This window comes from Pseudomonas sp. BNK-30 (assembly GCF_047456185.1).
Classification (GTDB): Bacteria; Pseudomonadota; Gammaproteobacteria; order Pseudomonadales; family Pseudomonadaceae; genus Aquipseudomonas; species Aquipseudomonas putida_E.
In genome coordinates this window covers 5,394,456-5,417,734 of sequence record NZ_CP179904.1, presented here as the reverse complement: position 1 = coordinate 5,417,734, position 23,279 = coordinate 5,394,456, and the positions used below count along the sequence as shown (strand labels likewise).

The following is a 23,279-nucleotide window of genomic DNA, read 5'->3' as shown; positions in this document are numbered from 1 at the left end:
GTGACAATCACGACGACAGGTAGGAAGACCGGGTCAGCCCCAGGCGCAGTGCATCGAGGAACTGGGTACGCTCTCGGGCGCTGATCTTGGCGCTGGCCACCTTGTCGCGGTAGTGGGTCATCAACTCCTCCGGCGACAGGTGCACATAGCGCAACATGTCTTCGATGGTGTCGTGGGTCTCGATACCGGCGTGGAACACGCTGCCATCGGCGTTCTGGTAAATGTTCACCGAGTCGGTATCACCGAACAGGTTGTGCATGTCACCGAGAATTTCCTGGTAGGCACCGACCAGGAACACGCCCAGCAGGTAGTCCTCACCGTCCTTGAGCGAGTGCACCGGCATGCTGGTCTCGATGCTCTGCTCGTCGACGTACTGGTTGATCTTGCCGTCGGAGTCGCAGGTCAGGTCCTGCAGCACTGCACGGCGCAGCGGCTCTTCGTCCAGGCGGTGCAACGGGATGATCGGCAGCACCTGGCCGATGGCCCAGGTGTCCGGCAGGCTCTGGAACACCGAGAAGTTGCAGATGTACTTGTCGGCCAGCTTGTCGTTCAGTTCGTCCAGCACCTGGCGGTGCGAGCGCTGGCGGGCCTTGAGCGAGTTGTGCAGGCGACGGCACACGGCGAAGTAGCACTGCTCGGCCAGGGCCTTTTCGGCCAGGCTGATCTTGCCATCGGCATATTGCGCTGCCACGTCACCCATGTAGTGCGTGGCGCGCCAGTAGGTCTCGGTGACCATCTCGATGTCGGTCGGGCCGAGCAGGTCGGCCAGCCACTGCACGGTCTCGGGCAGGCTTTCCTTGTTTTCGATGGTCGGCACGTCGTCGTTGTGTTTCTCGACGTCGGTCACCTGGATCACCAGCATGGCGTGGTGCGCAGTCAGCGAACGGCCACTCTCAGAGAAAATGTGCGGATGCGGCAAGCCCTGCGCGTCGCAGAACTCCTTGAGCATGCCCACCACCACGCCGGCATAGTCGTCCATGTCGTAGTTGATCGAACTGGCGTTGCGCGAGTGGGTGCCGTCGTAGTCCACACCCAGGCCACCGCCCACGTCGATATGGTCGACCGGCAGGCCCAGGGCACGCAGCTCGCCGTAGTAGCGGATGGCTTCCTTGAAGCCATGCTGGTAGTCGGCCAGGTTGGCGATCTGCGAACCCATGTGGAAGTGCAGCAGGCGGATGCCCTGGTCCAGCCCGGCATCGCGGAAGCGCTGCACGACCGAAATCAACTGGGCAGCCGACAGGCCGAACTTGGACTTCTCGCCACCGGTGTCTGCCCACTTGCTCGAAGCCAGCGACGACAGGCGAACGCGCAGCCCAACCTGCGGCTTGACCTTGAGCTCGGCGGCCTCTTCGATCACCAGCGCCACTTCGGACTCTTTCTCGATGACGATGAACACATTGTGGCCGAGCTTCTGGCCCATCAGCGCCAGGCGGATGAACTCGCGGTCCTTGTAGCCGTTGCAGACGATGGTGCCGCCCTTCGGCGCCAGCGCCAGCACCGCCAGCAGTTCAGGCTTGGAACCTGCCTCCAGGCCGATGGAAACGTTCTGCGTGGCGATGATGTTCTCTACCACCGCTTCCTGCTGGTTGACCTTGATCGGATACAGCGCGGTGTACTGGCTCTGGTACTCAAGGCGCGCGATGTTGGCGTCGAAGGCACCAGTCAACTGGCGCACGCGGTCCTGCAGAATGTCGGGGAAGCGTACCAGCAGCGGCAGCGACAAGCCGCTCTGGCGCAGCTCATCGACCTGCTCGAACAAGTCGATCGGCGCGCTCTGAGGGCCGTTGGGGCGCACTTCGACGCGCCCGGCTTCATTGATGGCGAAATAACCAGCGCCCCAATGGCGGATACCATAAACACTGCGGCTGTCGGCCACGGTCCATTGGCTACCATCGTCTTTGCGTGTGCGTCGTACGGACATTCAAGTCCCCTATAAAGTCGAAAACACTGCCCCACATGGTGGCGGGCGCAGTGTAAAAGCTGGAAATGACGATTCATCCGTGCCCAGCAATAGACCCTGGTCACGGGAACGAGTTTAGAAAGCGCTGGGCAAAAAATCGCGTGATGGCCTCAGCCCCCGGACTTTTTCGCCTTGAAACCCTGTTTGGTCAGCTCGCCGATCAACAGCTCGACATGGTCGCCCTGGATCTCGATAACCCCGTCCTTCAGGGCACCGCCGGTACCGCAGCGGCGCTTGAGGGTGGTGGCCAGCTCCTTGAGCTGGTCTGGCGGCAGCGGCACGCCGGTGACAGTGGTCACGGTCTTGCCGCCACGGCCTTTGCTCTCACGGCGAACACGGGCGATGCCGTCGCCTTCGGGGATGGTTTGCTGCTTGCAGATGCAGGCACCCACCGGCTGGCTACAGTCGGGGCAGTGCCGACCGGCGTCGGTGGAAAACACGAGACCGCCAAGGGCGGAAAAGGAAGAAGCTTTCTTGGCCACTTTTGTTCCTCTGTGCTGAGGACAAAAACTGGTCGGCAGGAGCCGACCGCGAAGCCCCACTCTGGCAGGGGCGGCGCTACTGCCGCAAGATCCTGCAACAGCCCGAAAAGGGCGCGCAGTGTAACGATAAATCAGGTGATTGCTAAGTACCGGAATGCGCCATTTTGCGAAAGATTTGCGACTCATGGGACCTGGGACCGCAAAGCGGCCCCAGCCTTAGCCCAGACTGACCTTGTACCGCTGCAGCGCCGCCAACGAGTCCGGACAGTAGGGCTTGCTGAGGCTTTCTGCCTCAGCCTGGGCGAGGCTGATGAACCTCGCCTCGCTCACCTCTTCAGGCTGCAACCGCAGCGGCGCGTCCGACACTGCCGAATACACCGCGCACCATAACCGGTTGTCGGGCTGGTCGAAGTAGAACCGTTCGTGGAAACGCAACTCGGCGCCCTCGATGCCCAACTCCTCGGCCAGTTCCCGGGCCGCCGAGTCGGCATACGCCTCCCCCGCCGCCACCATGCCGCCTGCGGCCACATCCCAATAGCCCGGATACAGCGCCTTGCTCAAGGTGCGCCGGTGTACGCACAACTCACCGGCGCCATTGAACAGCAGAATGAAGGTACAGCGGCCAATCAGACCACGCTCGCGAAGCTCCGCCCTGGGCAGCGCACCAAGCACCTGGTCGGCTTCGTCCACCCAGGCGACCAATTCGCGGTCGGAAGCCGCCCGGTGGGCGGCCTCGTTGGGGCTTATAGCCATGTTCAACCCTGCGACAACAGTTGACGCAGGTCGATGACCGCCGCGTTGGCCCGCGAAATATAGTTGGCCATGACCAGCGAGTGGTTGGCCCACATGCCGAAGCCGCTGCCGTTGAGCACCATCGGGCTCCACAACGCTTCCTGCGACGCCTCCAGTTCACGAATGATCTGGCGCACGCTGACGGTGGCATTCTTCTTCGCCAGCACGTCAGCGAAGTCCACTTCGATGGCACGCAGCAGGTGCGACAGCGCCCAAGCCTGGCCGCGGGCTTCGTAGAACACGTTGTCGATCTGCAGCCAAGGCGTTTCCACCACCTCCTCGTCCACCTGCGGCGCTTGGCCAGCAACCACCGATTCGGTCTTCAGGGTGGTATTGAGCTTGACCCGGCCAACACTTGCCGACAGGCGCTGCGACAGCGAACCCAGGCGCGTGGCGACATCGCCCAGCCAGTTGTTCAGGTTGTCGGCACGGGTATAGAAGATCGCACCCTTGTCGCCAGCCGCCAGGCGGGTCTGGTAGCGGGCAAGCGATTTGATGCCCTCTTCGAACTCCGATTCGCTCGATGGCAGGATCCAGCTCTTGTTGTCGAAGTTGAAGCGCGGCTCGGCCTTGGCAAGGTCGGCGTCCTCGGTGGACTGCGACTGCGAGCGGGCGAAGTCTTTGCGCAAAGCGCGGGACAGGTCACGCACCTGGACCAGCACGCCGTATTCCCAGCTCGGCATGTTGTCCATCCACAGCCCCGGCGGGAAGCGATCGTTGGAAATGTAGCCGCCCGGCTTGTTCAGCAGGGTTTCGGCCACAGTCTTGAGCGTTTCGATGGTGGTGTAACCAATCACCATCTGCTGGCCGTTGCGCTCGGCTGCTGCCTGGGCATTCTGCTGCACCGGGAACAGCTCCGGTTCCTGGCTCCAGTACCAGCCCAGCCCGATGCAGACCAGCAGGTACAACCCGATCAGGGTCCCCAGGGCTCGGCTCCAGAGGCCACCCACATAGCTACGGGCGGCAGCACCGCGGCCATCGACACGCTCACGGGGCTCGGCCTTGGCCTCGCGGTTTTTCCAGTCCAGCATGGCTTTGTCCTTATCAGTCACGACGGTTCAGGGCTTTTGACCACAGGCCAGTGCCAGGGTGCCACGGCAAGCCCACGTTGCTGCACTATAAAGCAGACACCACCGTACGCATAAGCGACCAATCGGTCAGCAACTGAATATTCGTCATCAACGCTTTGTTGATCCCGCGCACTCGCATGCCTGGAAAGAGCTGCTAGCATAGAGCCATCATCGCACCTGCATATCCCACTAATAAGTAGTCAGGACATGACCCAAGCCGCGGAGCCGAGCCAAGAGCGCCTCAAGCAGGAGCTCGATCACCTGTTGCAACGCCTGTCGCGCACTCGTTTGCGCCAGGGCGACCAACTTGATCAGCTGACGTTGCCACCTGCCCGCAGGCCGGTGTATCTGCTGCTGCGCGACCATGAGCGCGCCGAGCGTCTGGCCCAGCAACTGGAGTTCTTCGGCCTGAGCGTGCAAGCGCTGTTCAGCGTCGACGCTTTGCTGGCGTCAGTGGCCGAGCAGGCACCCTCTGCCATCGTGATGGATGTCGACTTCAGCGGGCCAGGTTGCGGCATGCAACTGGCGGCACAGGCGCAGTCGGGTCTGGAGCAGCCGATCCCGCTGCTGTTCTTCAGCCTGCACGAAGCCGACACGCCAACGCGCCTGGCCGCAGTACGCGCAGGTGGTCAAGCATTTCTCACCGGCACACTGGAAGCCTCCAGCCTGCTTGAGAAGCTCGAGATCATGACCAGCACCGCGCCTCTTGAACCGCTGCGCGTGCTGATCATCGACGACTCGCGCACCCAGGCACTGCACACCGAACGCGTGCTGGGCAGCGCCGGCATGATCACCCGCAGCCTGACCGACCCGATCCGCGCCATGGCCGAGTTGGCCGAGTTCCAGCCCGACCTGATCATTCTCGACCTGTACATGCCAGCCTGCTCGGGCCCGGAACTGGCCAAAGTGATCCGCCACAACGACCGCTACGTCAGCGTCCCCATCATCTACCTGTCCGCCGAGGACGACCTGGACAAACAGCTCGACGCCATGAGCGAGGGCGGCGACGACTTTCTGACCAAACCGATCCGCTCGCGCCACCTGATCACCACTGTGCGCAACCGTGCTGCCCGAGCGCGCCACCTCAAGTCGCGCATGGTCCGCGACAGCCTTACCGGCCTGTACAACCACACGCACATCCTGCAATTGCTGGAAGATTGCAGCTTTCGCGCCCGTCGCGAGGGCCAGCCGCTCAGCTTTGCCATGCTCGACATCGACCACTTCAAGAAGATCAACGACCGCCATGGCCACCCCATGGGTGATCGGGTTATCAAAAGCCTGGCGCTTTTTCTCAAGCAACGGCTGCGCAAGACCGACTTCATCGGCCGCTATGGCGGCGAGGAGTTCGCCATCGTCATGCCCAACACCGCACTGGATGCCGCGCACAAGGTGCTCGACGAGATTCGCCGGCGCTTCGCCGAAATCCTCTACCCGGCACAGCCTTGCGACCTGCGGTGCACGTTCAGTGCCGGGGTGGTGCAGCTGGACGATGAGCTCGATGCATTGAGCATGGCCAGCACCGCTGACGAGGCGCTGTATCGGGCCAAGCATGCGGGGCGCAACTGTGTGGTGCGGGTCGAGCCTTAGCCGGCCGGCCCGCGCCCATTAGATAGCGTTAAGCCACCATCGTCATCACCCCGTCACAAAATAGCAATAACTTCAGGCACCTACCCCTCCACCCCCGCAGGAAGTTCGCGGCTATGCGCCTGAAGTGGCTGACCAATTTCAACACCCTGTTGCTGGTGACCGTGTGTATCGCTCTGGGCGCGACCCTTTGGTGGTCGCAGCGCGCCCTGGAGCGCCCCTATCAATTGATGGAACGCTATCTGGGCCTGTCGCAGCAGTTCCAGAACCAAGCCGCGCGCAACATCCAGGCTTATCTGGGCAGCGGCGACGCCCTGCGCCATGCGGCGGCGCTGGAGGCCAACCAACAGCTTGGGCAGGCACTGGCCGACTGGCCTGAAGAGCTGGCCGGCCAATTGCGCCCAAGCCTCGATACCCTGCAAGCCTTCACAGCCAACGAGCTGCTCGCGGCCGGCAAGCTGGCCGGCGACCCTCAAGCCCTGCTGTTGCAGGCCGAACGTGAGCTAGGCGCCAATTTCGAACAACTCTCCGGCTATGCCCGTGACAGCGCCAGCAGCGACGCGAGCCGTTATCTGCCGCCGTTGCTCGACGCCAGCGTACACCTGGGCCGCCTGTCGCTTGCCCGTGACAAACTGGTCAGCAGCGGCCGCGCCGAGCTGGCCGACGAGGTGGAACGCGAGCTGCAACTGATCCGCGCCCAGGCTCAGGTCATCGACAACCTGCCGTTGCTGGGCGTGACCCGCGCCGCTGAATCCAACGCCGATGATTTCGCTGCCATGATGGGCCTGGAAACGCAGGCCGCCGGACAACAGGAAGACGTAGCCGTTGGCCTCAAGCGCGAACTGCAGAGCCTGCTCAGCCGCTACCCTGGCGAACTGCAACGCACCCGCGAACAGATCGAGCGGCGCACAGCGCTGGCCGCCAGCACCAACGAACGGCTCGACGCCGTGCAAAAAGCCATCGCCAGCCTTGAGCCTGAAGTGCGCGGCCAGCACGCCCGTATCGCCAGCGAAGTGCGCCTTATCCAGGGCCTGATGATCGGCCTGATCCTGCTGATCGCCCTGCTCATCGACACATTGCAGCGGCGGCTGACGCGCACCCTGACCGGCCTGGCCCCGGCCCTGTCGCGATGGGCCGAAGGCGACTTCGCCGCCCCCATCGCCCTGGGCAAGACCAACCGCGAGCTGCACGACATCCAGGAATCGCTCAACCGCCTGCGCCAGTACCTGGTGGAGCTGGTCGGCACCATCCGCCACAACGCCGAGCAGGTGGCCGGCAGCAGCCACGCACTGGCCGGCATGAGCGCCGCCCTGCATGACGGCGCAGAGCGCCAGGCCGGTGACACCGGACAGATACGCGATGCGCTGGGCGAACTGGAAGCCACCATTTTGCAGGTGGCCGGTGATGCCAGCTCCGCGGCTGATGCCAGCCGCGATGCTGGCCGCGCCGTTGAGCAAGGCCAGACGGTGATCGGCCAGAGCCTCGGCGGGCTGCGTACGCTGGTCGATGAGGTGCAGGGCAATGCACGCATGATCGAACAGCTGGCCGAGGAGTCGGCCACCATCGGCGGTGTGCTCACCGTGATCAGATCGATCGCCGAGCAGACCAACCTGCTGGCATTGAACGCCGCCATCGAGGCCGCCCGCGCGGGGGAAATGGGCCGCGGCTTTGCCGTGGTTGCAGACGAAGTACGCTCGCTGGCACAACGCACCACAGGCGCCACTGGCGAGATCCAGGCCTTGATCGACCGGCTGCAACAGGCGGCACGGGAGTCGGTGACAGGTATGCGGGCGCAACTGGAACATGCGCAAGCCACAGCTGACCAGGCTCAGGCTGCCGATGGCGCGCTGGACGAGATCGTCAACGCGATCCGCACCATCGCCGATACTGCAGTGCGCATTGCCGACGTCACGGCGCAGCAGACTGATGCGGTGAGCGAGATTCGAGGGCACAGCGAGCGGATTCATGAGCTGGGTGAAGACAACCTGCAGCGCATCGGTGAAGGGCGCGAGCAGGGCGAGCAATTGCTGACCCTTGGCGGCGAGCTGAACCGTGCGGTGCGGGCCTTCAGGCTGTGATCGTTTGCCTGCACTGCCCCCCAACCAAGGCCAACTCCGCTATCATGCCGGGCACGTTCCACCTCGCGAGTCCGCCATGCGCCGCCTGTTTTTCCTGCTGTTCCTGCTGCTGGCCAGCCCTGCCTTCGCCACGGGCCTGCTCGACAACCGCCCCAGCGCCACCCTCGGCGCCGCCTCGCTGAGCAACAGCGCAGACTTTTTGCCCGTACATGAAGCCTTCAAGCTCAGCCTGGTCCAGGCCGATGCGCACACCATCAAACTGCGCTTCGTCGCCACCGACGGCTATTACCTCTACCGCCATCGCTTCCAGTTCCGCAGCGAACCGGCAGACATCACCCTGGGTTCGCCGAACATTCCCAAGGGCGAGGCCAAGCACGATGAGTTCTTCGGCGACGTCGAGGTCTACCACGGGGTGCTCGACATCGAACTGCCGCGCACCGACGCCCGCGCATTCACCCTGCTGGTCGGCTACCAGGGCTGTGCCGACAAGGGCCTGTGCTACCCACCAGAGACGGCACGCCTGAGCATCGACGGCGCAGGGGGGAGCACGGCCGACGCCCCGGCGACGGCCAGCGAGCAAGGCTGGAGCTGGAAATCGTTGCTGCTGTTCTTCCTCGCCGGGGTCGGCCTGACCTTCACGCCCTGCGTGCTGCCAATGCTGCCGATCCTCTCTGGAGTGGTCCTGCGCGGCCAGGTCGCCGGCCTGCGCGGCCTGGCCCTGTCGCTGGCCTATGTGCTGGCCATGGCCGCCAGTTTCGCCCTGCTGGGGGCGCTGATGGGCCTGTTCGGTGCAGGCCTGAACCTGCAGGCGCGGCTGCAATCGGCTTGGGTACTGGTGCCTTTCGCGCTGTTCTTCGTGCTGTTCGCACTGGCCATGTTCGGCCTGTTCGAACTCAAACTGCCACAGGCCTTGAACAATCGCCTGGACACGCTCGCCCACCGCACCAAGGGCGGCTCGCTGCTGGGTGCAGCAGTGCTGGGCGTGCTGTCCAGCCTGCTGGTTTCGCCGTGCGTCTCGGCACCATTGGCCGGCGCCTTGCTGTATATCAGTGCCAGCGGTGACGCCCTGGGTGGCGCACTCAAGTTGTTTGCCCTCGGCCTGGGCATGGGCGCGCCATTGTTGCTGGTAGCTACTGGGGGCGCGGCCTGGCTGCCAAAGAGCGGGCCTTGGCTGAACACCGTGAAAAACGCTATTGGTGTGTTGCTGCTGGGCCTCGCCATCGGCCTGCTCAGCCGCGTGCTGCCGGGGCCGGCAACCTTGTTGCTGGTCGGTTTCCTGAGCGTGGGCGTAGCCGTTTTCCTCGGTGCGCTGGAGTTCGTGGTCAAGGCGCCACGCCAACGCCTGGCGCAACTGCTGGGCCTGGCCCTGCTGGTCTACGGCCTGGCCTGCTGGTACGGCGCCCTCAATGGCCAGGGCGACCCGCTGCGCCCATTGCCTGCGCCAGCGCCGACAACCGTCGGCAGTGGCCCGGCAGCTTCGGTGGATGCCTGGCAAACCGTCACTACGCCGGCCGCACTTGACGCGGCCCTGGCCGAGGCGAAAGCTGCGGGGCAGCCGGTCTTGCTCGACTGGTACGCCGACTGGTGCATCAGCTGCAAAGTCATCGAGCATGAAGTACTCAACGCAGCGCAGGTCCAACCGCAACTGGGCGCATTCAAGTTGCTGCGTTTCGACATCACCGAAAGCAACGCCGAGCAACGTACCCTGCTCGACCGCTACCAGCTGTTCGGCCCGCCTGCACTGTTGTTCTTTGCCGCGAACGGCAGCGAAATGACCACCGATCGGGTCATTGGCGAGATAAACGCCGCCGAATTTGCGGGTGTTCTGGCGCGCGTGCGCGGCAAACTCGGTCTATAACTTCCCGCGTGCTGGCATATTTCTGCGAACGAGTGACCAGATTTTAATATTTGGTCACATACTTCGCGCGAACCTCGGACATCGTGCTGGCTATTGCCGGGAACTGGACACTTGCCGTCGCTTTACGGCACACTCGCCGCGCTGTGTCGAATTGCCCTACAAATCCAAGGAATCTGCAGATGGCAACGCTACTGGTGCTTCACGGCCCCAACCTGAACATGCTCGGGCTCCGCGAACCGGGCCACTACGGCGCCGTGACCCTGGCCCAGATCAACCAGGACCTGGAACAGCGCGCCCGCGCCGCAGGCCATCACCTGCAGTACCTGCAGAGCAATGCCGAGTACGAGCTGATCGACCGTATTCACGCCGCACGCAACGAGGGTGTGGACTTCATCCTGATCAATCCGGCTGCTTTCACCCACACAAGCGTCGCATTACGTGACGCATTGCTTTCGGTGAGCATCCCATTCATCGAAGTGCACCTGTCCAACGTGCACAAACGCGAACCGTTCCGTCACCACTCCTACTTCTCCGATGTAGCCGTAGGGGTGATCTGCGGCCTGGGCGCCAGCGGGTATCGCCTGGCCCTGGAGGCCGCACTGGAACAACTGGCTGCCAACGCACAGCCCTGATGATAGAAGCCCTGGCCTGAGTGGGCCGGGGTTCGAGAAAAACGTTTCAGATACGTTTTTAACTTAATGCCCCCTGACCGAACCTTTGGGAGTTGATGATTAATGGATATCCGTAAAGTCAAGAAACTGATCGAGCTGCTGGAAGAGTCTGGCATCGACGAACTGGAGATCAAGGAAGGCGAAGAGTCGGTCCGTATCAGCCGTCACAGCAAGACCCCAGCCGCTCAACAGTTCTACGCACCTGCGCCAATGGCTGCCGCGCCTGTAGCTGCTCCGGCCGCTGCTGCCCCGGTTGCCGAAGCTGCCGCCGCTGCCCCGGCCCTCAAAGGCACCGTGATCCGTTCGCCAATGGTCGGTACCTTCTACCGCAAGCCTTCGCCGACCTCGCCGAACTTCGCTGAAGTTGGCCAGAGCGTGAAGAAAGGCGACACCCTGTGCATCGTCGAAGCGATGAAGATGATGAACCACATCGAAGCCGATGTCGGCGGCGTTATCGACGCCATCCTGGTGGAAGACGGTCAGCCGGTTGAGTTCGACCAGCCGCTGTTCACCATCGTTTGATTCGCGGAGAGCCAACGATGTCTGGGAAGCTGGAAAAAGTCCTGATCGCCAACCGCGGGGAAATTGCCCTGCGGATCCTGCGTGCCTGCAAAGAACTGGGCATCAAGACCGTCGCCGTGCACTCCACGGCCGACCGCGAACTGATGCACCTGGGCCTGGCAGACGAGTCGGTCTGCATTGGTCCTGCTTCGTCCAAAGATTCGTACCTGCACATCCCGGCGATCATCGCCGCCGCTGAAGTGACAGGCGCTACCGCCATCCACCCGGGTTACGGCTTCCTCGCGGAAAACGCCGACTTCGCCGAGCAGGTGGAGAAGTCCGGTTTCGCCTTCATCGGCCCGCGCGCCGACACCATTCGCCTGATGGGCGACAAGGTTTCGGCCAAGGACGCGATGATCAAGACCGGCGTACCGACCGTACCGGGCTCCGATGGCCCGCTGCCGGAAGACGAAGAGGTCGCCCTGGCGATCGCGCGTGATGTCGGCTACCCGGTGATCATCAAGGCCGCCGGTGGTGGTGGTGGTCGCGGTATGCGCGTGGTGCACAAGGAAGAGGACCTGATCGCCTCGGCCAAGCTCACCCGTACCGAAGCCGGTGCAGCCTTCGGCAACCCGATGGTCTACCTGGAGAAGTTCCTGACCAACCCACGTCACGTGGAAGTTCAGGTGCTGTCCGACGGCCAAGGCAACGCCATCCACCTGGGCGACCGCGACTGCTCGCTGCAGCGTCGTCACCAGAAGGTACTTGAAGAAGCACCTGCCCCGGGCATCGACGAGAAGGCCCGCCAGGAAGTCTTCAAGCGTTGCGTCGATGCGTGCGTCGAGATCGGCTACCGTGGCGCCGGTACTTTCGAGTTCCTGTACGAAAACGGCCGTTTCTACTTCATCGAAATGAACACCCGTGTGCAGGTTGAGCACCCGGTCTCGGAGATGGTCACCGGTATCGACATCGTCAAGGAGATGCTCAGCATCGCCGCTGGCAACAAGCTGTCGATCCGTCAGGAAGACGTGGTGATCCGCGGCCACTCGCTGGAGTGCCGGATCAACGCCGAAGACCCGAAGAAGTTCATTCCGAGCCCAGGCAAGGTCAAGCACTTCCACGCCCCGGGTGGCAACGGCGTTCGCGTCGATTCGCACCTGTACAGCGGTTATTCGGTTCCGCCGAACTACGACTCGCTGATCGGCAAGCTGATCACCTACGGCAAGGACCGCGACGAAGCCATGGCGCGCATGCGCAATGCCCTGGACGAGATCGTCGTCGACGGCATCAAGACCAACATCCCGCTGCACCGCGACCTGGTGCGTGATGAAGGTTTCTGCAAAGGCGGCGTGAACATCCACTACCTCGAGCACAAACTGGCCAACCAGGAGTGATCGCGTTAGCGTGATGCAGCGAAGAACCCCGGCCCTGTGCCGGGGTTCTTTTTTGTAGGGCTGCTCTCAGACCATCGGTTATGCGTTACCACGTTTACCGGCCCGATCGCTGGCAAACCTGCGCCTACAGTCAGATCAGTGCACTGAAAAACAGTGAAGAGCCCGTTGGACCCGGCTCGCCGGCGATTGGCCTGCAAGGCAGCCCCTCAAGTCATCCACAAACACACCGCACTCGCGTAAACTGCCAGCCTTCGCGCAGCCTCGGGCTGCCCCTCTCGATTTACCAAAGGTGCCCGCCATGCCTTGGCTGCAAGTACGCCTGGCCATCAGCCCGGAACAAGCCGAAACCTACGAAGACGCCCTGCTCGAAGTCGGCGCCGTATCGGTCACGTTCATGGACGCCGAAGACCAGCCCATCTTCGAACCCGACCTCAACACCACGCCGCTGTGGTCGCACACGCACCTGCTGGCACTGTTCGAGGCGGACGCCGACCCTGAGCAGGTATTCGCTCACCTGCGCCTGCTGACCGGTGCGCAGCTGCCGGAACACCAGGCCGAAGTGATCGAAGATCAGGATTGGGAACGCAGCTGGATGGACAACTTCCAGCCAATGCGCTTCGGCCGCCGCCTGTGGATCGTGCCAAGCTGGCACGAAGCGCCGGAAAAGGACGCAGTCAACCTGCTGCTTGACCCTGGCCTGGCCTTCGGCACCGGCACCCACCCGACCACCGCCCTGTGCCTGGAATGGCTCGACGGCCAACAGCTCGAAGGCACCCAGGTGCTGGACTTCGGCTGCGGCTCGGGCATTCTGGCCATCGCTGCATTGTTGTTGGGCGCACGCGAAGCGGTCGGTACCGACATCGACGTGCAGGCCATCGAAGCCTCGCGTGACAACGCCCAGCGCAATGGCGTCGCCGACGAGAAGCTGGCGCTGTACCTGCCCGAGCATATGCCGGCCATGCAGGCCGACGTGCTGGTCGCCAATATCCTGGCTGGCCCTTTGGTCTCGCTGGCGCCGCAGCTGTCCGGCCTGGTACGCCCAGGTGGCCTGCTCGCGTTGTCTGGCATCCTTGCCGAACAGGGTGAGGAGGTCGCCGCGGCCTACGCCGCCGACTTCGAGCTGGACCCGATCGTCGTGCGCGACGGCTGGGTGCGCATCAGTGGTCGCCGCCGCTAAGCGGGCCTAAAATACTTCTCTGCACAGCTCCCGGATCGCCGCATGACCGACAGTTTCGTCACCCAGTGCCCGCATTGCCAGACCAGCTTTCGCGTCACCCATCACCAGTTGAGCGTGGCGCGCGGCGTAGTGCGCTGCGGCCATTGCCTGCAGGTGTTCAACGCGGCGAAGCAACTGCTGGAGCAGAACCGCGCCAGCGCCGCCCCGGCCGTGCCGCCGATACCGGTGGTCGCGCCCGTCACCGCGCCCGAGCCCCCGGTCAGCGAGCGCTCAGCCGCCGAGCCGCAAGACTGGGCAGCCACAGCGCAAGCCCTCGACGAACTCGACCTGGACCAGGAACTGGCCCGCCTCGAACGCCGTGGCAAGCCAGACGAGCCGCGCCCTGCCGCGCCTGCCGATGCACTGCAGGCACGGCGTGACGAGCCCGCCGCCGAGCCCCATGGCGACGCACTGTTCGGTAATGCAACCGACGATCACCATGAGCCGCTGGAAACCGTCGATCCCGCCCCGGTACTGCTGGAGCAGGAGCCACTGGACCTGGAGCCCGCCCCAGGCGATCGCACCGAGCCCACACTGGACGGCAACCTGGACCTGGACTTCGATGATGAACCTGCCACGCATCGGGCTGCCGAGCGCGATAACGCGCACGACTTTTCCGAGCGGCTGTCGCCAGATGACGAACCCGTTCACGAAAAAGGCCTGAGCGCCCGCGATGATGACGATACGGATCTGCATCTGGCGGCGCACGATGACACCCCTGCCCCGGCGCTGACCGGCGAGCGCCTTGAACCTGGCTTCACTGCCAAGCCCCAGCGCCCGTCACGCAAGGAGCCGCTCATCGACGTGGTCGACGACCCTCTGCAACTGGGCTGGGAGAAGCCGCGCCCCCACTGGGGCAAACGCGTGCTCTGGGGCTTGCTCACCCTGCTGGCCGCCGGCCTGCTGGCATTCCAGTACGTGTGGTTCCATTTCGACGAAATGGCGCGCCAGGACCAGTACCGCCCGCTCTTCCAGCAACTGTGCCCGATGCTTGGCTGCGAGGTGCCCACCCGTGTCGACATCGGCCGAATCAAGAGCAGCAACCTGGTGGTGCGCAGCCACCCTGACTTCAAGGGCGCGCTGATCGTCGATGCGATCATCTACAACCGCGCGCCCTTCGCCCAGCCGTTCCCGCTGCTGGAACTGCGTTTTGCCGACCTCAATGGCCAATTGATCGCCAGCCGGCGCTTCAAGCCGAGCGAGTATCTCTCGGGTGAATTGGCCGGCCGTGGCGAAATGCCCAGCCAGACGCCGATCCACATTGCCCTGGACATCCTCGACCCTGGCCCGAAAGCAGTGAACTACAGCCTCAGCTTCCGCTCCCCCGAATAAACGTCGAGCGGCAAGCTGCAAGAGAAGCGAGCCGACAACCGGTCTGCTTCCTCTTGCCGCTTGAAGCTGAAGCTTGTAGCCCAAAGGCATAAGCCTACAACTGTTCAGAATTTATCCAAATCCATCTTTATCCGGTCACCGAGAGCGGGTATTATGCCAACCCTTTTTCGACTCCAATGATTCGGCCCCACAACAGGGAACACCTATGTCGGCGGTACGCATCGGCCCATACACACTACGCAACAACCTGATCCTCGCGCCCATGGCCGGGGTCACGGACCAGCCTTTCCGTACACTTTGCAAGCGCCTGGGCGCGGGCATGGTGGTGTCGGAGATGGTCAGCAGCGACATGAGCCTGTGGAACAGCCGCAAGTCGAGCCTGCGCCGCATTCACGAAGGCGATCCCGAGCCGCGCTCGGTACAGATCGCCGGTGGCGATGCGCAGATGATGGCGGCGGCGGCCAGGGCCAACGTCGAAGCTGGCGCCCAGATCATCGACATCAACATGGGTTGCCCGGCGAAAAAAGTCTGCAACAAAGCTGCAGGCTCTGCTTTATTGAGAGATGAAGTTTTGGTCAGCGAGATTCTCCACGCCGTCGTCGGCGCGGTGGACGTCCCGGTGACCCTGAAGATCCGCACCGGTTGGGACCGGGCGAACAAGAACGGCCTGAACGTGGCGAGGATCGCCGAGCAGGCTGGCATCCAGGCGCTGGCGGTGCATGGCCGCACACGCGCCGACCTGTACACCGGCGAAGCCGAATACGACACCATCGCTGCCATCAAGCAGGCGGTGTCCATCCCGGTTTTTGCCAACGGCGATATCACTTCGCCAGAAAAGGCCCGGGCGGTGCTGGACGCCACCGGCGTCGACGGTCTGCTGATTGGCAGGGCCGCCCAGGGGCGGCCCTGGATCTTTCGCGAGATCGAGCATTACCTGGGGACTGGCCAGTATTTGCCGGCCCCGCAGCTGGACGAAGTGGAACGTATCCTGCTGGAGCACCTTGCCGCGCTGCACGCCTTCTATGGCGATGTGATGGGCGTACGTATCGCCCGCAAGCACGTTGGCTGGTACCTGGCAACACGACCCGGCGGCAAGGAGTTTCGCTCCCGGTTCAACGCTTTGGAAGACACACAAGCGCAGTGCGCCAACGTTCGAGCGTATTTCAGCGAACGTCGACAGAGCCTTGAGACAGAGGACGGACAAGGGGTGGCCGCATGACGATGATGACCGAGACATTAGTGAGTGGAACAACGCCCGTGAGCGACAACGCCAACCTCAAACAGCACCTCAACACGCCGAGCGAAGAGGGCCAGACCCTTCGTGACAGCGTCGAGAAGGCGCTGCACAACTACTTCGCACACCTGGAAGGCGCTACCGTCACTGACGTGTACAACCTGGTGCTCTCCGAAGTCGAGGCGCCCCTGCTCGAAAGCGTGATGAATTACGTCAAGGGCAACCAGACCAAGGCCAGCGAGATGCTCGGGCTCAACCGAGGCACCCTGCGCAAGAAACTCAAGCAGTACGACTTGTTGTAAGCCAGAATCCCAATCAGAAAAGGCGGCTCCCTGAACAGAGGCGCCTTTTTTGCTGACTCCACCGCGTTATTGGAATCCGAAATGACCGACCAGACTACCCGCCTGCCAGTCCGCCGCGCCCTGATCAGCGTCTCCGACAAGACCGGTATCCTCGAATTCGCTCGTGAGCTGCAGCAGCTCGGTGTCGAGATCCTGTCCACCGGCGGCACCTACAAGCTGCTCAAGGACAACGGCGTGAACGCGGTGGAAGTGGCCGACTACACCGGCTTCGCCGAAATGATGGACGGCCGGGTCAAGACCCTGCACCCGAAGATCCACGGCGGCATCCTCGGCCGTCGCGGTGTCGACGACGCCATCATGAACGAGCACGGCATCAAGCCGATCGATCTGGTCGCCGTCAACCTGTACCCATTCGAAGCCACCATCGCAAAACCTGGCTGTGACCTGCCGACCGCCATCGAGAACATCGACATCGGTGGCCCGACCATGGTCCGTTCGGCTGCCAAGAACCACAAGGACGTCGCTATCGTGGTCAACGCCGGCGACTACGCCAGCGTCCTCGAGGGCCTCAAGGCCGGCGGCCTGACCTACGCCCAGCGTTTCGACCTGATGCTCAAGGCCTTCGAGCACACTGCCGCTTACGACGGCATGATCGCCAACTACATGGGCACCATCGACCAGGCCAAGGACACGCTGTCCACCGAAGCGCGCAGCGAGTTCCCGCGCACCTTCAACAGCCAGTTCGTCAAGGCTCAGGAAATGCGCTACGGCGAGAACCCGCACCAGAGCGCGGCGTTCTACGTTGAAGCCAACAAAGGCGAAGCCAGCGTTTCTACCGCCATCCAGCTGCAGGGCAAGGAGCTGTCGTTCAACAACGTGGCCGACACCGATGCCGCGCTCGAGTGCGTGAAGAGCTTCGTCAAGCCGGCCTGCGTCATCGTCAAGCACGCCAACCCATGCGGCGTCGCCGTGGTGCCTGAAGACGAGGGCGGTATCCGCAAGGCCTACGACCTGGCCTACGCTACCGACACCGAATCGGCCTTCGGCGGGATCATCGCCTTCAACCGCGAACTGGATGGCGAAACCGCCCAGGCCATCGTCGAGCGCCAGTTCGTCGAAGTGATCATCGCCCCGAAAATCTCCCAAGCTGCCCGCGACGTGGTGGCTGCCAAGCAAAACGTACGTCTGCTGGAGTGCGGCGAGTGGCCAGCCGAGCGCGCCGCCGGTTGGGACTTCAAGCGCGTCAACGGTGGCCTGCTGGTGCAGAGCCGCGACAACGGCATGATCACCGCAGATGACCTGAAGATCGTCACCAAGCGTGCACCGACCGAGCAGGAAATCCACGACCTGGTGTTCGCCTGGAAAGTGGCCAAGTTCGTCAAGTCCAACGCCATCGTCTACGCCAAGCAGCGCCAGACCATCGGCGTGGGCGCCGGCCAGATGAGCCGCGTCAACTCCGCGCGCATCGCGGCCATCAAGGCAGAGCATGCCGGCCTGCAGGTGCAAGGTGCGGTCATGGCGTCGGACGCGTTCTTCCCGTTCCGTGATGGCATCGACAATGCAGCTAAAGTGGGTATCAGCGCCGTGATCCAGCCAGGTGGTTCGATGCGCGATGCTGAAGTCATCGCCGCTGCCGACGAAGCTGGCATCGCGATGGTGTTCACCGGTATGCGCCACTTCCGCCACTGATAGCAGCGGCAAGCTTTAAGCTGCAAGCTGCAAGCAAGAGCAGGCCCAGTCGCTCCTGCTTGCAGCCACAGCCCCTTGAATCCCTGAGTTGTGAGCATTTGAAAGGATCAGCGCGAACCGCTTTTGCTTGACGCTTGCAGCTTGCAGCTTCTCCGAAGGAGCCTGTAATGAAAGTTTTGATCATCGGCAGCGGCGGCCGTGAGCACGCCCTGGCCTGGAAAGTCGCCCAGGACCCACGCGTCGAGAAAGTATTCGTCGCCCCCGGCAACGCCGGTACCGCCATTGAAGCCAAGTGCGAGAACGTCGCCATCGACGTCACCGCCCTTGAGCAACTGGCAGACTTCGCCGAGAAGAACGTCGACCTGACCATCGTGGGCCCCGAGGCGCCGCTGGTCATCGGTGTGGTCGACCTGTTCCGCAGCCGCGGCCTGGACTGCTTCGGCCCGACCAAGGGCGCGGCCCAGCTGGAAGGTTCCAAGGCCTTCACCAAGGACTTCCTGGCTCGCCACAAGATCCCGACCGCCGACTACCAGAACTTCACCGAGATCGAGCCGGCCCTGGCCTACCTGCAGGAAAAAGGCGCGCCGATCGTGATCAAGGCCGACGGCCTGGCCGCAGGCAAAGGCGTGATCGTCGCCATGACCCTGGAAGAAGCCGAAGCCGCCGTGCGTGACATGCTCGCGGGCAACGCCTTTGGCGACGCCGGTTCGCGCGTGGTGATCGAAGAGTTCCTCGACGGCGAGGAAGCCAGCTTCATCGTGATGGTCGACGGCCACAACGTGCTGCCAATGGCCACCAGCCAGGACCACAAGCGCGTCGGTGATCAGGACACCGGCCCGAACACGGGCGGTATGGGTGCCTACTCCCCTGCCCCGGTCGTTACCGCCGATGTACACCAGCGCGTGATGGACCAGGTAATCTGGCCGACCGTGCGCGGCATGGCCGAAGAAGGCAACGTGTACACCGGCTTCCTGTATGCCGGCCTGATGATCGACAAGGCGGGCAACCCCAAGGTCATCGAGTTCAACTGCCGCTTTGGCGACCCGGAAACCCAGCCGGTCATGCTGCGCCTGGAGTCGAGCCTGGTGCTGCTGATCGAAGCCGCTTTCGCCAAGGCGCTGGACAAGGTCGAAGCGCAGTGGGACCCCCGCCCAAGCCTGGGTGTGGTGCTGGCTGCCGGCGGTTACCCGGGCGACTACGCCAAGGGCGACGCGATCAGCGGCCTGGAGGCCGCAGCCAAGATCGAAGGCAAGGTGTTCCATGCCGGTACTTCGCTCAAGGACGGCCAGGTAGTGACCAACGGTGGCCGCGTGCTCTGCGCCACGGCCATGGGCAGCACGGTTGCCGATGCCCAGCAGCAGGCTTACCGCCTGGCCAAGGAAGTCACCTGGAACGGTAGCTTCTACCGTACCGACATCGGCTACCGGGCTATCGCCCGCGAGCGCGGTGAACACCAGCAATAACCTTTACCGGATAGCCGCAGCGTCTTGCGCATGCGGCCTTCGGCTCGTCGACAGGGCCCCATCGCGGGCCTTGCCTTCGACTTGGCGCGCCGCGCATAGTTACTACACGGCACATCAGCTAGGAAGGGATCTCGTAGTGCGTCGGCTTCGGATTGCCACAGCTCTGATCGTCAGCTTGCTGACCCTGCTCTGCCTGCTCCCGGCTTCGGCTGACCAAGGCGGAGGCTGGTCCGTTTTGCTCGACGAACAAGCCAACCTGCAATTGAGCGACGTCCGCTCGGATCGCTATCGCAACCAGTTCAGCCCTACTACGCTGAGCGACCTCGATGCCGCACCGGCGCAACAGGCCCTGTGGCTGCACTATCGCCTCGAACCGGGTGATCAGGAGCAACTGCTGCGGGTCTTTGCCCCGGACCTTTCACGCCTGGACCTCTACGCCCTCGACGGCGACAGGCTATTACGCCAGCTGCACCACGGGCGCCAGGCCAGCAACGCCAGCACGACCCTGCGCGGCAGCGATCACGTATTGCCCCTGCCAAACAGCCGCAAAGCGGTGGACATCTACCTGCGCCTGGTTTCCGAGCATCAGCTGCGCCCGGCCATCAGCCTGGAGCCTGCGGCAGTCGCCGCTTCAAACCATGGCCAGCCGTTGCTGTTCGGCATGCTCTTCGGCGGCCTGGTCATGCTCATACTGCACAACCTGATCCGCTTTCTGTACACCCGCTCCAGCACCACCCTGATCCTTGCGCTGTACCATGGGCTGATGCTGCTCAGCGGCCTGATCCTGCTCAACCTCAGCGGCCCCTGGTGGCACCTGTGGCACAGCGCGCAAACCCCGGCCGCCTACCTGACCCTGGTACTGGCGGGCCTCGCGGGGCTGTATTTCACCCAGCACTTCTTCTCGCGCTGCAACTCACCGCAGCTCAATCGCTTGCTGCAGGGCGAAATGCTGGTGGCCGGGGTCAGCGGCCTGATCCTGCTGTTCGTGGATACCCTGCCGCTCAACCTGATGACCTACGCCCTGCTGGCCCTGGGCAGTGTGAGCATGCTGCTGGTCAGCAGCTACCACTGGTACAAAGGTTATGCGCCGGCACGCCTGTTCAGCCTGGCAATGGTGGTGTTCAACCTGGGCGGGCTGGTGCTGCTGCCGGCCCTGCTTGGCCTGACCCGCACCTCGACGCCCTGGCTGCTGTGCATTCTGCTCGGGTTGACGGTGGCCAGCGGCCTGCTGCTCAACCTGGCGGTCAGCGAGCGCCTGCGGCGGATGAGCGAAGAGCGCTTCAGCGCCAGCCGCGCACTGGCGGCCAGCGATGCCGAAATCAATGCCAAGGCCGAGTTCCTGGCCAAGATCAGCCATGAAATCCGCACGCCCATGAACGGCGTGCTGGGCATGACCGAACTGCTGCTGGGCACGCCACTGTCGGTCAAACAACGTGACTACGTGCAGACCATCCACAGCGCCGGCAACGAACTGCTCACACTGATCAACGAAATTCTCGACATTTCCAAACTCGAGTCGCGACAGATCGAACTGGACGATGTGCAGTTCGACCTCAATGCCCTGATCGAAGACTGCCTGAACATCTTCCGCGCCAAGGCCGAACAACAGAACATCGAGCTGATCAGCTTCACCCAGCCACAAGTGCCACGGGTCATCAGCGGTGACCCGACGCGCCTGCGCCAGGCCCTCTCCAGCCTGCTGGAAAACGCCCTGAAAAATACCGACCAGGGCGAAATCCTCCTGGTCGTTGCACTGGACCAGCGCGGCGAGGTGCCGCGCCTGCGTATCGCCGTGCAGGACAGCGGCGAGCCACTGCCTGCGGCCGAACGTGAAGCCCTGCTGCAGGCAGAGCTGCACAGCCATCACTTCCTTTCCAGCAACAAGCTTGGCGGCCACCTTGGGCTGATCATCGCCAAGCAGTTGATCGGCCTGATGCAAGGCGAGTTCGGCATCAAGAGCAGCACCAGCATGGGCAACACCCTGTGGCTGACCCTGCCGCTCGACCCCTCTCGCCTGGAGCAACCCTTGGCCGACCTCGACAGCCCATTGCGCGACGCCCGGGTGCTGGTGGTGGACGACAACGACACCTGCCGCAAGGTGCTGGTGCAGCAGTGCAGCGCCTGGGGCATGAACGTGAGTGCCGTACCCTCGGGCAAGGAGGCCTTGGCCCTGCTACGGACCAAGGCGCACCTGCGTGACTATTTCGACGCGGTCTTGCTCGACCAGAACATGCCGGGCATGACCGGCATGCAGCTGGCGGCCAAGATCAAGGAAGACCCAAGCCTGAACCACGACATCCTCGTGGTGATGCTCACCGGTATCAGCAATGCACCGAGCAAAGTCATTGCCCGTAATGCCGGGGTCAAGCGCATCCTGGCCAAACCGGTGGCCGGCTACACCCTCAAGACCACTCTGGCCGAGGAGTTGGCCCAGCGCGGCCGCGAACAGACCGTGCCGACGCCCTTGCCAGGCACACCGCCCACCCACGAGCTGCCGGGCGACTTCCGCGTGCTGGTCGCCGAGGACAACAGCATCTCGACCAAGGTGATCCGCGGCATGCTGGGCAAACTCAACCTCGAACCGGACACCGCCAGCAATGGTGAGGAAGCCCTGCAAGCCATGAAGGCCCAGCGTTATGACCTGGTGCTGATGGATTGTGAAATGCCGGTACTGGACGGTTTCTCTGCCACTCAGCAACTGCGCGCCTGGGAAGTCGCCAACCAGCGCCAGCGCACCCCGGTGGTGGCACTGACCGCGCACATCCTGGCCGAACACAAAGAGCGCGCACGGCTGGCCGGCATGGACGGGCACATGGCCAAGCCGGTGGAGCTGTCGCAATTGCGCGAGTTGATCCAGTATTGGGCGAACCAGCGGGAAGCCAAGACCGATCCGCTGCATACTTCGTAACCGATAAAGCGCTGTAGGAGCGGCCTTGTGTCGCGAAAGGGCTGCGCAGCAGCCCCAGAATTTCAGCAGCACCACACGGAACTGGGGCTGCTGCGCACCCCTTCGCGACACAAGGCCGCTCCTACAAAGGACTCACCCTCATGCTTCATGAGTTGTTCAGTGTCTACCTGAAGATGCTGGTGCTCTACAGCCCGTTCTTCGTGCTGTCGTGCTTCATCAGCCTGACCCGTGGCCACTCCAGCAAGGAGCGCAAACAGCTGGCCTGGAAGGTTGCCTTCGCCGCCTTGGTCGCCAGCGTGTTGCTGTACCTGTTCGGGCGGGCGATCTTCGGCATCTTCGGCATCACGGCCGATGCCTTCCGCATCGGCGCCGGCAGCGTGCTGTTCATCTCTGCCTTGGGCATGGCCCAGGGCAAACCGGCCGTGCAGGCCGACAACGTGCAGCAGGACGTGACCATCGTACCGCTGACCATCCCGCTCACCGTAGGCCCGGGCACCATAGGCGCCCTGCTGGTGATGGGCGTCAGCCAGCCGCACTGGGACGACAAGTTGCTGGCCATCGTCAGTATCGCGCTGGCCAGCTTCACCGTGGGCCTGGTGCTGTATCTGTCGCACGGGATCGAGCGCATTCTCGGCGATCAAGGCCTGCAGATCGTCAGCCGGCTGATGGGGCTGTTTGTCTGCGCCTTGGCGGCGCAGATCATCTTCACCGGCATCAGGGGCTACCTGGTCGGCTAGCCCTGCGA

At 63.3% G+C, this 23,279-nt stretch carries 18 protein-coding genes; 14 read left to right on the top strand and 4 right to left on the bottom strand.

From position 1 onward, the window contains the following. Positions 1–7 precede the first annotated feature (7 nt). The 4 genes from speA to ACMGGN_RS25120 form a co-directional block, all read right to left on the bottom strand. Positions 8–1,921: an arginine decarboxylase gene (gene speA / locus ACMGGN_RS25135; protein ID WP_012316398.1), complete on the bottom strand. Its 1,914-nt coding sequence runs from the start codon at positions 1,919–1,921 to the stop codon at positions 8–10. A gap of 149 nt (positions 1,922–2,070) precedes the next feature. After that, positions 2,071–2,442 carry a translation initiation factor Sui1 gene (locus tag ACMGGN_RS25130; protein WP_115273805.1) on the bottom strand — a complete coding sequence of 124 codons (372 nt, stop codon included), beginning with the start codon at positions 2,440–2,442 and terminating at the stop codon, positions 2,071–2,073. A gap of 216 nt (positions 2,443–2,658) precedes the next feature. Further along, on the bottom strand, positions 2,659–3,195 hold the full coding sequence (locus ACMGGN_RS25125; RefSeq protein WP_046787850.1) for an NUDIX hydrolase: 537 nt from the start codon (positions 3,193–3,195) through the stop codon (positions 2,659–2,661). A gap of 2 nt (positions 3,196–3,197) precedes the next feature. Beyond that, positions 3,198–4,265 carry a DUF2333 family protein gene (locus ACMGGN_RS25120; RefSeq protein WP_046787849.1) on the bottom strand — a complete coding sequence of 356 codons (1,068 nt, stop codon included), beginning with the start codon at positions 4,263–4,265 and terminating at the stop codon, positions 3,198–3,200. Between the two features lie 246 nt (positions 4,266–4,511). Between ACMGGN_RS25120 and ACMGGN_RS25115 the strand changes: the two genes are divergently transcribed. The 14 genes from ACMGGN_RS25115 to ACMGGN_RS25050 all read left to right on the top strand — a co-directional run bounded on the left by ACMGGN_RS25115 (position 4,512) and on the right by ACMGGN_RS25050 (position 23,271). Then, positions 4,512–5,891 carry a diguanylate cyclase gene (locus tag ACMGGN_RS25115; protein WP_046787848.1) on the top strand — a complete coding sequence of 460 codons (1,380 nt, stop codon included), beginning with the start codon at positions 4,512–4,514 and terminating at the stop codon, positions 5,889–5,891. Positions 5,892–6,004: 113 nt separating this feature from the next. Beyond that, positions 6,005–7,966 (top strand): methyl-accepting chemotaxis protein, encoded by a 1,962-nt coding sequence (locus ACMGGN_RS25110; protein ID WP_414156352.1) that lies wholly within the window; start codon positions 6,005–6,007, stop codon positions 7,964–7,966. 76 nt (positions 7,967–8,042) lie between these two features. Beyond that, the gene (locus tag ACMGGN_RS25105; protein WP_119687822.1) at positions 8,043–9,824 is read left to right on the top strand and encodes a protein-disulfide reductase DsbD; all 1,782 of its coding nucleotides are present in this window, start codon (positions 8,043–8,045) and stop codon (positions 9,822–9,824) included. Between the two features lie 179 nt (positions 9,825–10,003). Beyond that, positions 10,004–10,456, top strand: a complete 453-nt coding sequence (gene aroQ / locus ACMGGN_RS25100; RefSeq protein WP_012316405.1) for a type II 3-dehydroquinate dehydratase — start codon at positions 10,004–10,006, stop codon at positions 10,454–10,456. Positions 10,457–10,558: 102 nt separating this feature from the next. Next, a complete protein-coding gene (accB, locus tag ACMGGN_RS25095) occupies positions 10,559–11,017 on the top strand; it encodes an acetyl-CoA carboxylase biotin carboxyl carrier protein (protein WP_046787845.1) in 459 nt (152 codons plus the stop codon). Positions 11,018–11,034: 17 nt separating this feature from the next. Beyond that, complete coding sequence (gene accC, locus ACMGGN_RS25090) at positions 11,035–12,390, top strand: acetyl-CoA carboxylase biotin carboxylase subunit (RefSeq protein ID WP_012316407.1); 1,356 nt, start codon at positions 11,035–11,037, stop codon at positions 12,388–12,390. 298 nt (positions 12,391–12,688) lie between these two features. Beyond that, positions 12,689–13,567: a 50S ribosomal protein L11 methyltransferase gene (gene prmA / locus ACMGGN_RS25085; RefSeq protein ID WP_046787844.1), complete on the top strand. Its 879-nt coding sequence runs from the start codon at positions 12,689–12,691 to the stop codon at positions 13,565–13,567. A gap of 42 nt (positions 13,568–13,609) precedes the next feature. Continuing rightward, positions 13,610–14,938, top strand: a complete 1,329-nt coding sequence (locus ACMGGN_RS25080; RefSeq protein WP_115273800.1) for a DUF3426 domain-containing protein — start codon at positions 13,610–13,612, stop codon at positions 14,936–14,938. A gap of 205 nt (positions 14,939–15,143) precedes the next feature. Then, positions 15,144–16,157, top strand: a complete 1,014-nt coding sequence (dusB, locus tag ACMGGN_RS25075) for a tRNA dihydrouridine synthase DusB (RefSeq protein ID WP_115273799.1) — start codon at positions 15,144–15,146, stop codon at positions 16,155–16,157. Further along, positions 16,154–16,474 carry a DNA-binding transcriptional regulator Fis gene (gene fis / locus ACMGGN_RS25070; RefSeq protein ID WP_008093076.1) on the top strand — a complete coding sequence of 107 codons (321 nt, stop codon included), beginning with the start codon at positions 16,154–16,156 and terminating at the stop codon, positions 16,472–16,474. The genes dusB and fis overlap by 4 nt, the downstream gene beginning before the upstream one ends. A gap of 81 nt (positions 16,475–16,555) precedes the next feature. After that, positions 16,556–18,163: a bifunctional phosphoribosylaminoimidazolecarboxamide formyltransferase/IMP cyclohydrolase gene (purH, locus tag ACMGGN_RS25065; protein WP_115273798.1), complete on the top strand. Its 1,608-nt coding sequence runs from the start codon at positions 16,556–16,558 to the stop codon at positions 18,161–18,163. A gap of 167 nt (positions 18,164–18,330) precedes the next feature. Beyond that, positions 18,331–19,626 carry a phosphoribosylamine--glycine ligase gene (gene purD / locus ACMGGN_RS25060; RefSeq protein WP_046787841.1) on the top strand — a complete coding sequence of 432 codons (1,296 nt, stop codon included), beginning with the start codon at positions 18,331–18,333 and terminating at the stop codon, positions 19,624–19,626. A 136-nt stretch (positions 19,627–19,762) separates the two neighbouring features. Next, on the top strand, positions 19,763–22,534 hold the full coding sequence (locus tag ACMGGN_RS25055) for a response regulator (RefSeq protein ID WP_414156351.1): 2,772 nt from the start codon (positions 19,763–19,765) through the stop codon (positions 22,532–22,534). Between the two features lie 140 nt (positions 22,535–22,674). Continuing rightward, a complete protein-coding gene (locus tag ACMGGN_RS25050) occupies positions 22,675–23,271 on the top strand; it encodes a MarC family protein (RefSeq protein WP_012316414.1) in 597 nt (198 codons plus the stop codon). Positions 23,272–23,279 lie beyond the last annotated feature (8 nt).

What these genes read in the sequence shown, in the direction of transcription:
- ACMGGN_RS25115 (WP_046787848.1), top strand. Translation starts at nt 4,512, where the DNA reads ATGACCCAAGCCGCGGAGCCGAGCCAAGAGCGCCTCAAGCAGGAGCTC.
- aroQ (WP_012316405.1), top strand. Translation starts at nt 10,004, where the DNA reads ATGGCAACGCTACTGGTGCTTCACGGCCCCAACCTGAACATGCTCGGG.
- ACMGGN_RS25050 (WP_012316414.1), top strand. Translation starts at nt 22,675, where the DNA reads ATGCTTCATGAGTTGTTCAGTGTCTACCTGAAGATGCTGGTGCTCTAC.
- dusB (WP_115273799.1), top strand. Translation starts at nt 15,144, where the DNA reads ATGTCGGCGGTACGCATCGGCCCATACACACTACGCAACAACCTGATC.
- speA (WP_012316398.1), bottom strand. Translation starts at nt 1,921, where the DNA reads ATGTCCGTACGACGCACACGCAAAGACGATGGTAGCCAATGGACCGTG.
- ACMGGN_RS25110 (WP_414156352.1), top strand. Translation starts at nt 6,005, where the DNA reads ATGCGCCTGAAGTGGCTGACCAATTTCAACACCCTGTTGCTGGTGACC.
- ACMGGN_RS25080 (WP_115273800.1), top strand. Translation starts at nt 13,610, where the DNA reads ATGACCGACAGTTTCGTCACCCAGTGCCCGCATTGCCAGACCAGCTTT.
- purD (WP_046787841.1), top strand. Translation starts at nt 18,331, where the DNA reads ATGAAAGTTTTGATCATCGGCAGCGGCGGCCGTGAGCACGCCCTGGCC.
- fis (WP_008093076.1), top strand. Translation starts at nt 16,154, where the DNA reads ATGACGATGATGACCGAGACATTAGTGAGTGGAACAACGCCCGTGAGC.
- prmA (WP_046787844.1), top strand. Translation starts at nt 12,689, where the DNA reads ATGCCTTGGCTGCAAGTACGCCTGGCCATCAGCCCGGAACAAGCCGAA.
- accC (WP_012316407.1), top strand. Translation starts at nt 11,035, where the DNA reads ATGTCTGGGAAGCTGGAAAAAGTCCTGATCGCCAACCGCGGGGAAATT.
- ACMGGN_RS25125 (WP_046787850.1), bottom strand. Translation starts at nt 3,195, where the DNA reads ATGGCTATAAGCCCCAACGAGGCCGCCCACCGGGCGGCTTCCGACCGC.
- ACMGGN_RS25120 (WP_046787849.1), bottom strand. Translation starts at nt 4,265, where the DNA reads ATGCTGGACTGGAAAAACCGCGAGGCCAAGGCCGAGCCCCGTGAGCGT.
- accB (WP_046787845.1), top strand. Translation starts at nt 10,559, where the DNA reads ATGGATATCCGTAAAGTCAAGAAACTGATCGAGCTGCTGGAAGAGTCT.
- ACMGGN_RS25105 (WP_119687822.1), top strand. Translation starts at nt 8,043, where the DNA reads ATGCGCCGCCTGTTTTTCCTGCTGTTCCTGCTGCTGGCCAGCCCTGCC.
- purH (WP_115273798.1), top strand. Translation starts at nt 16,556, where the DNA reads ATGACCGACCAGACTACCCGCCTGCCAGTCCGCCGCGCCCTGATCAGC.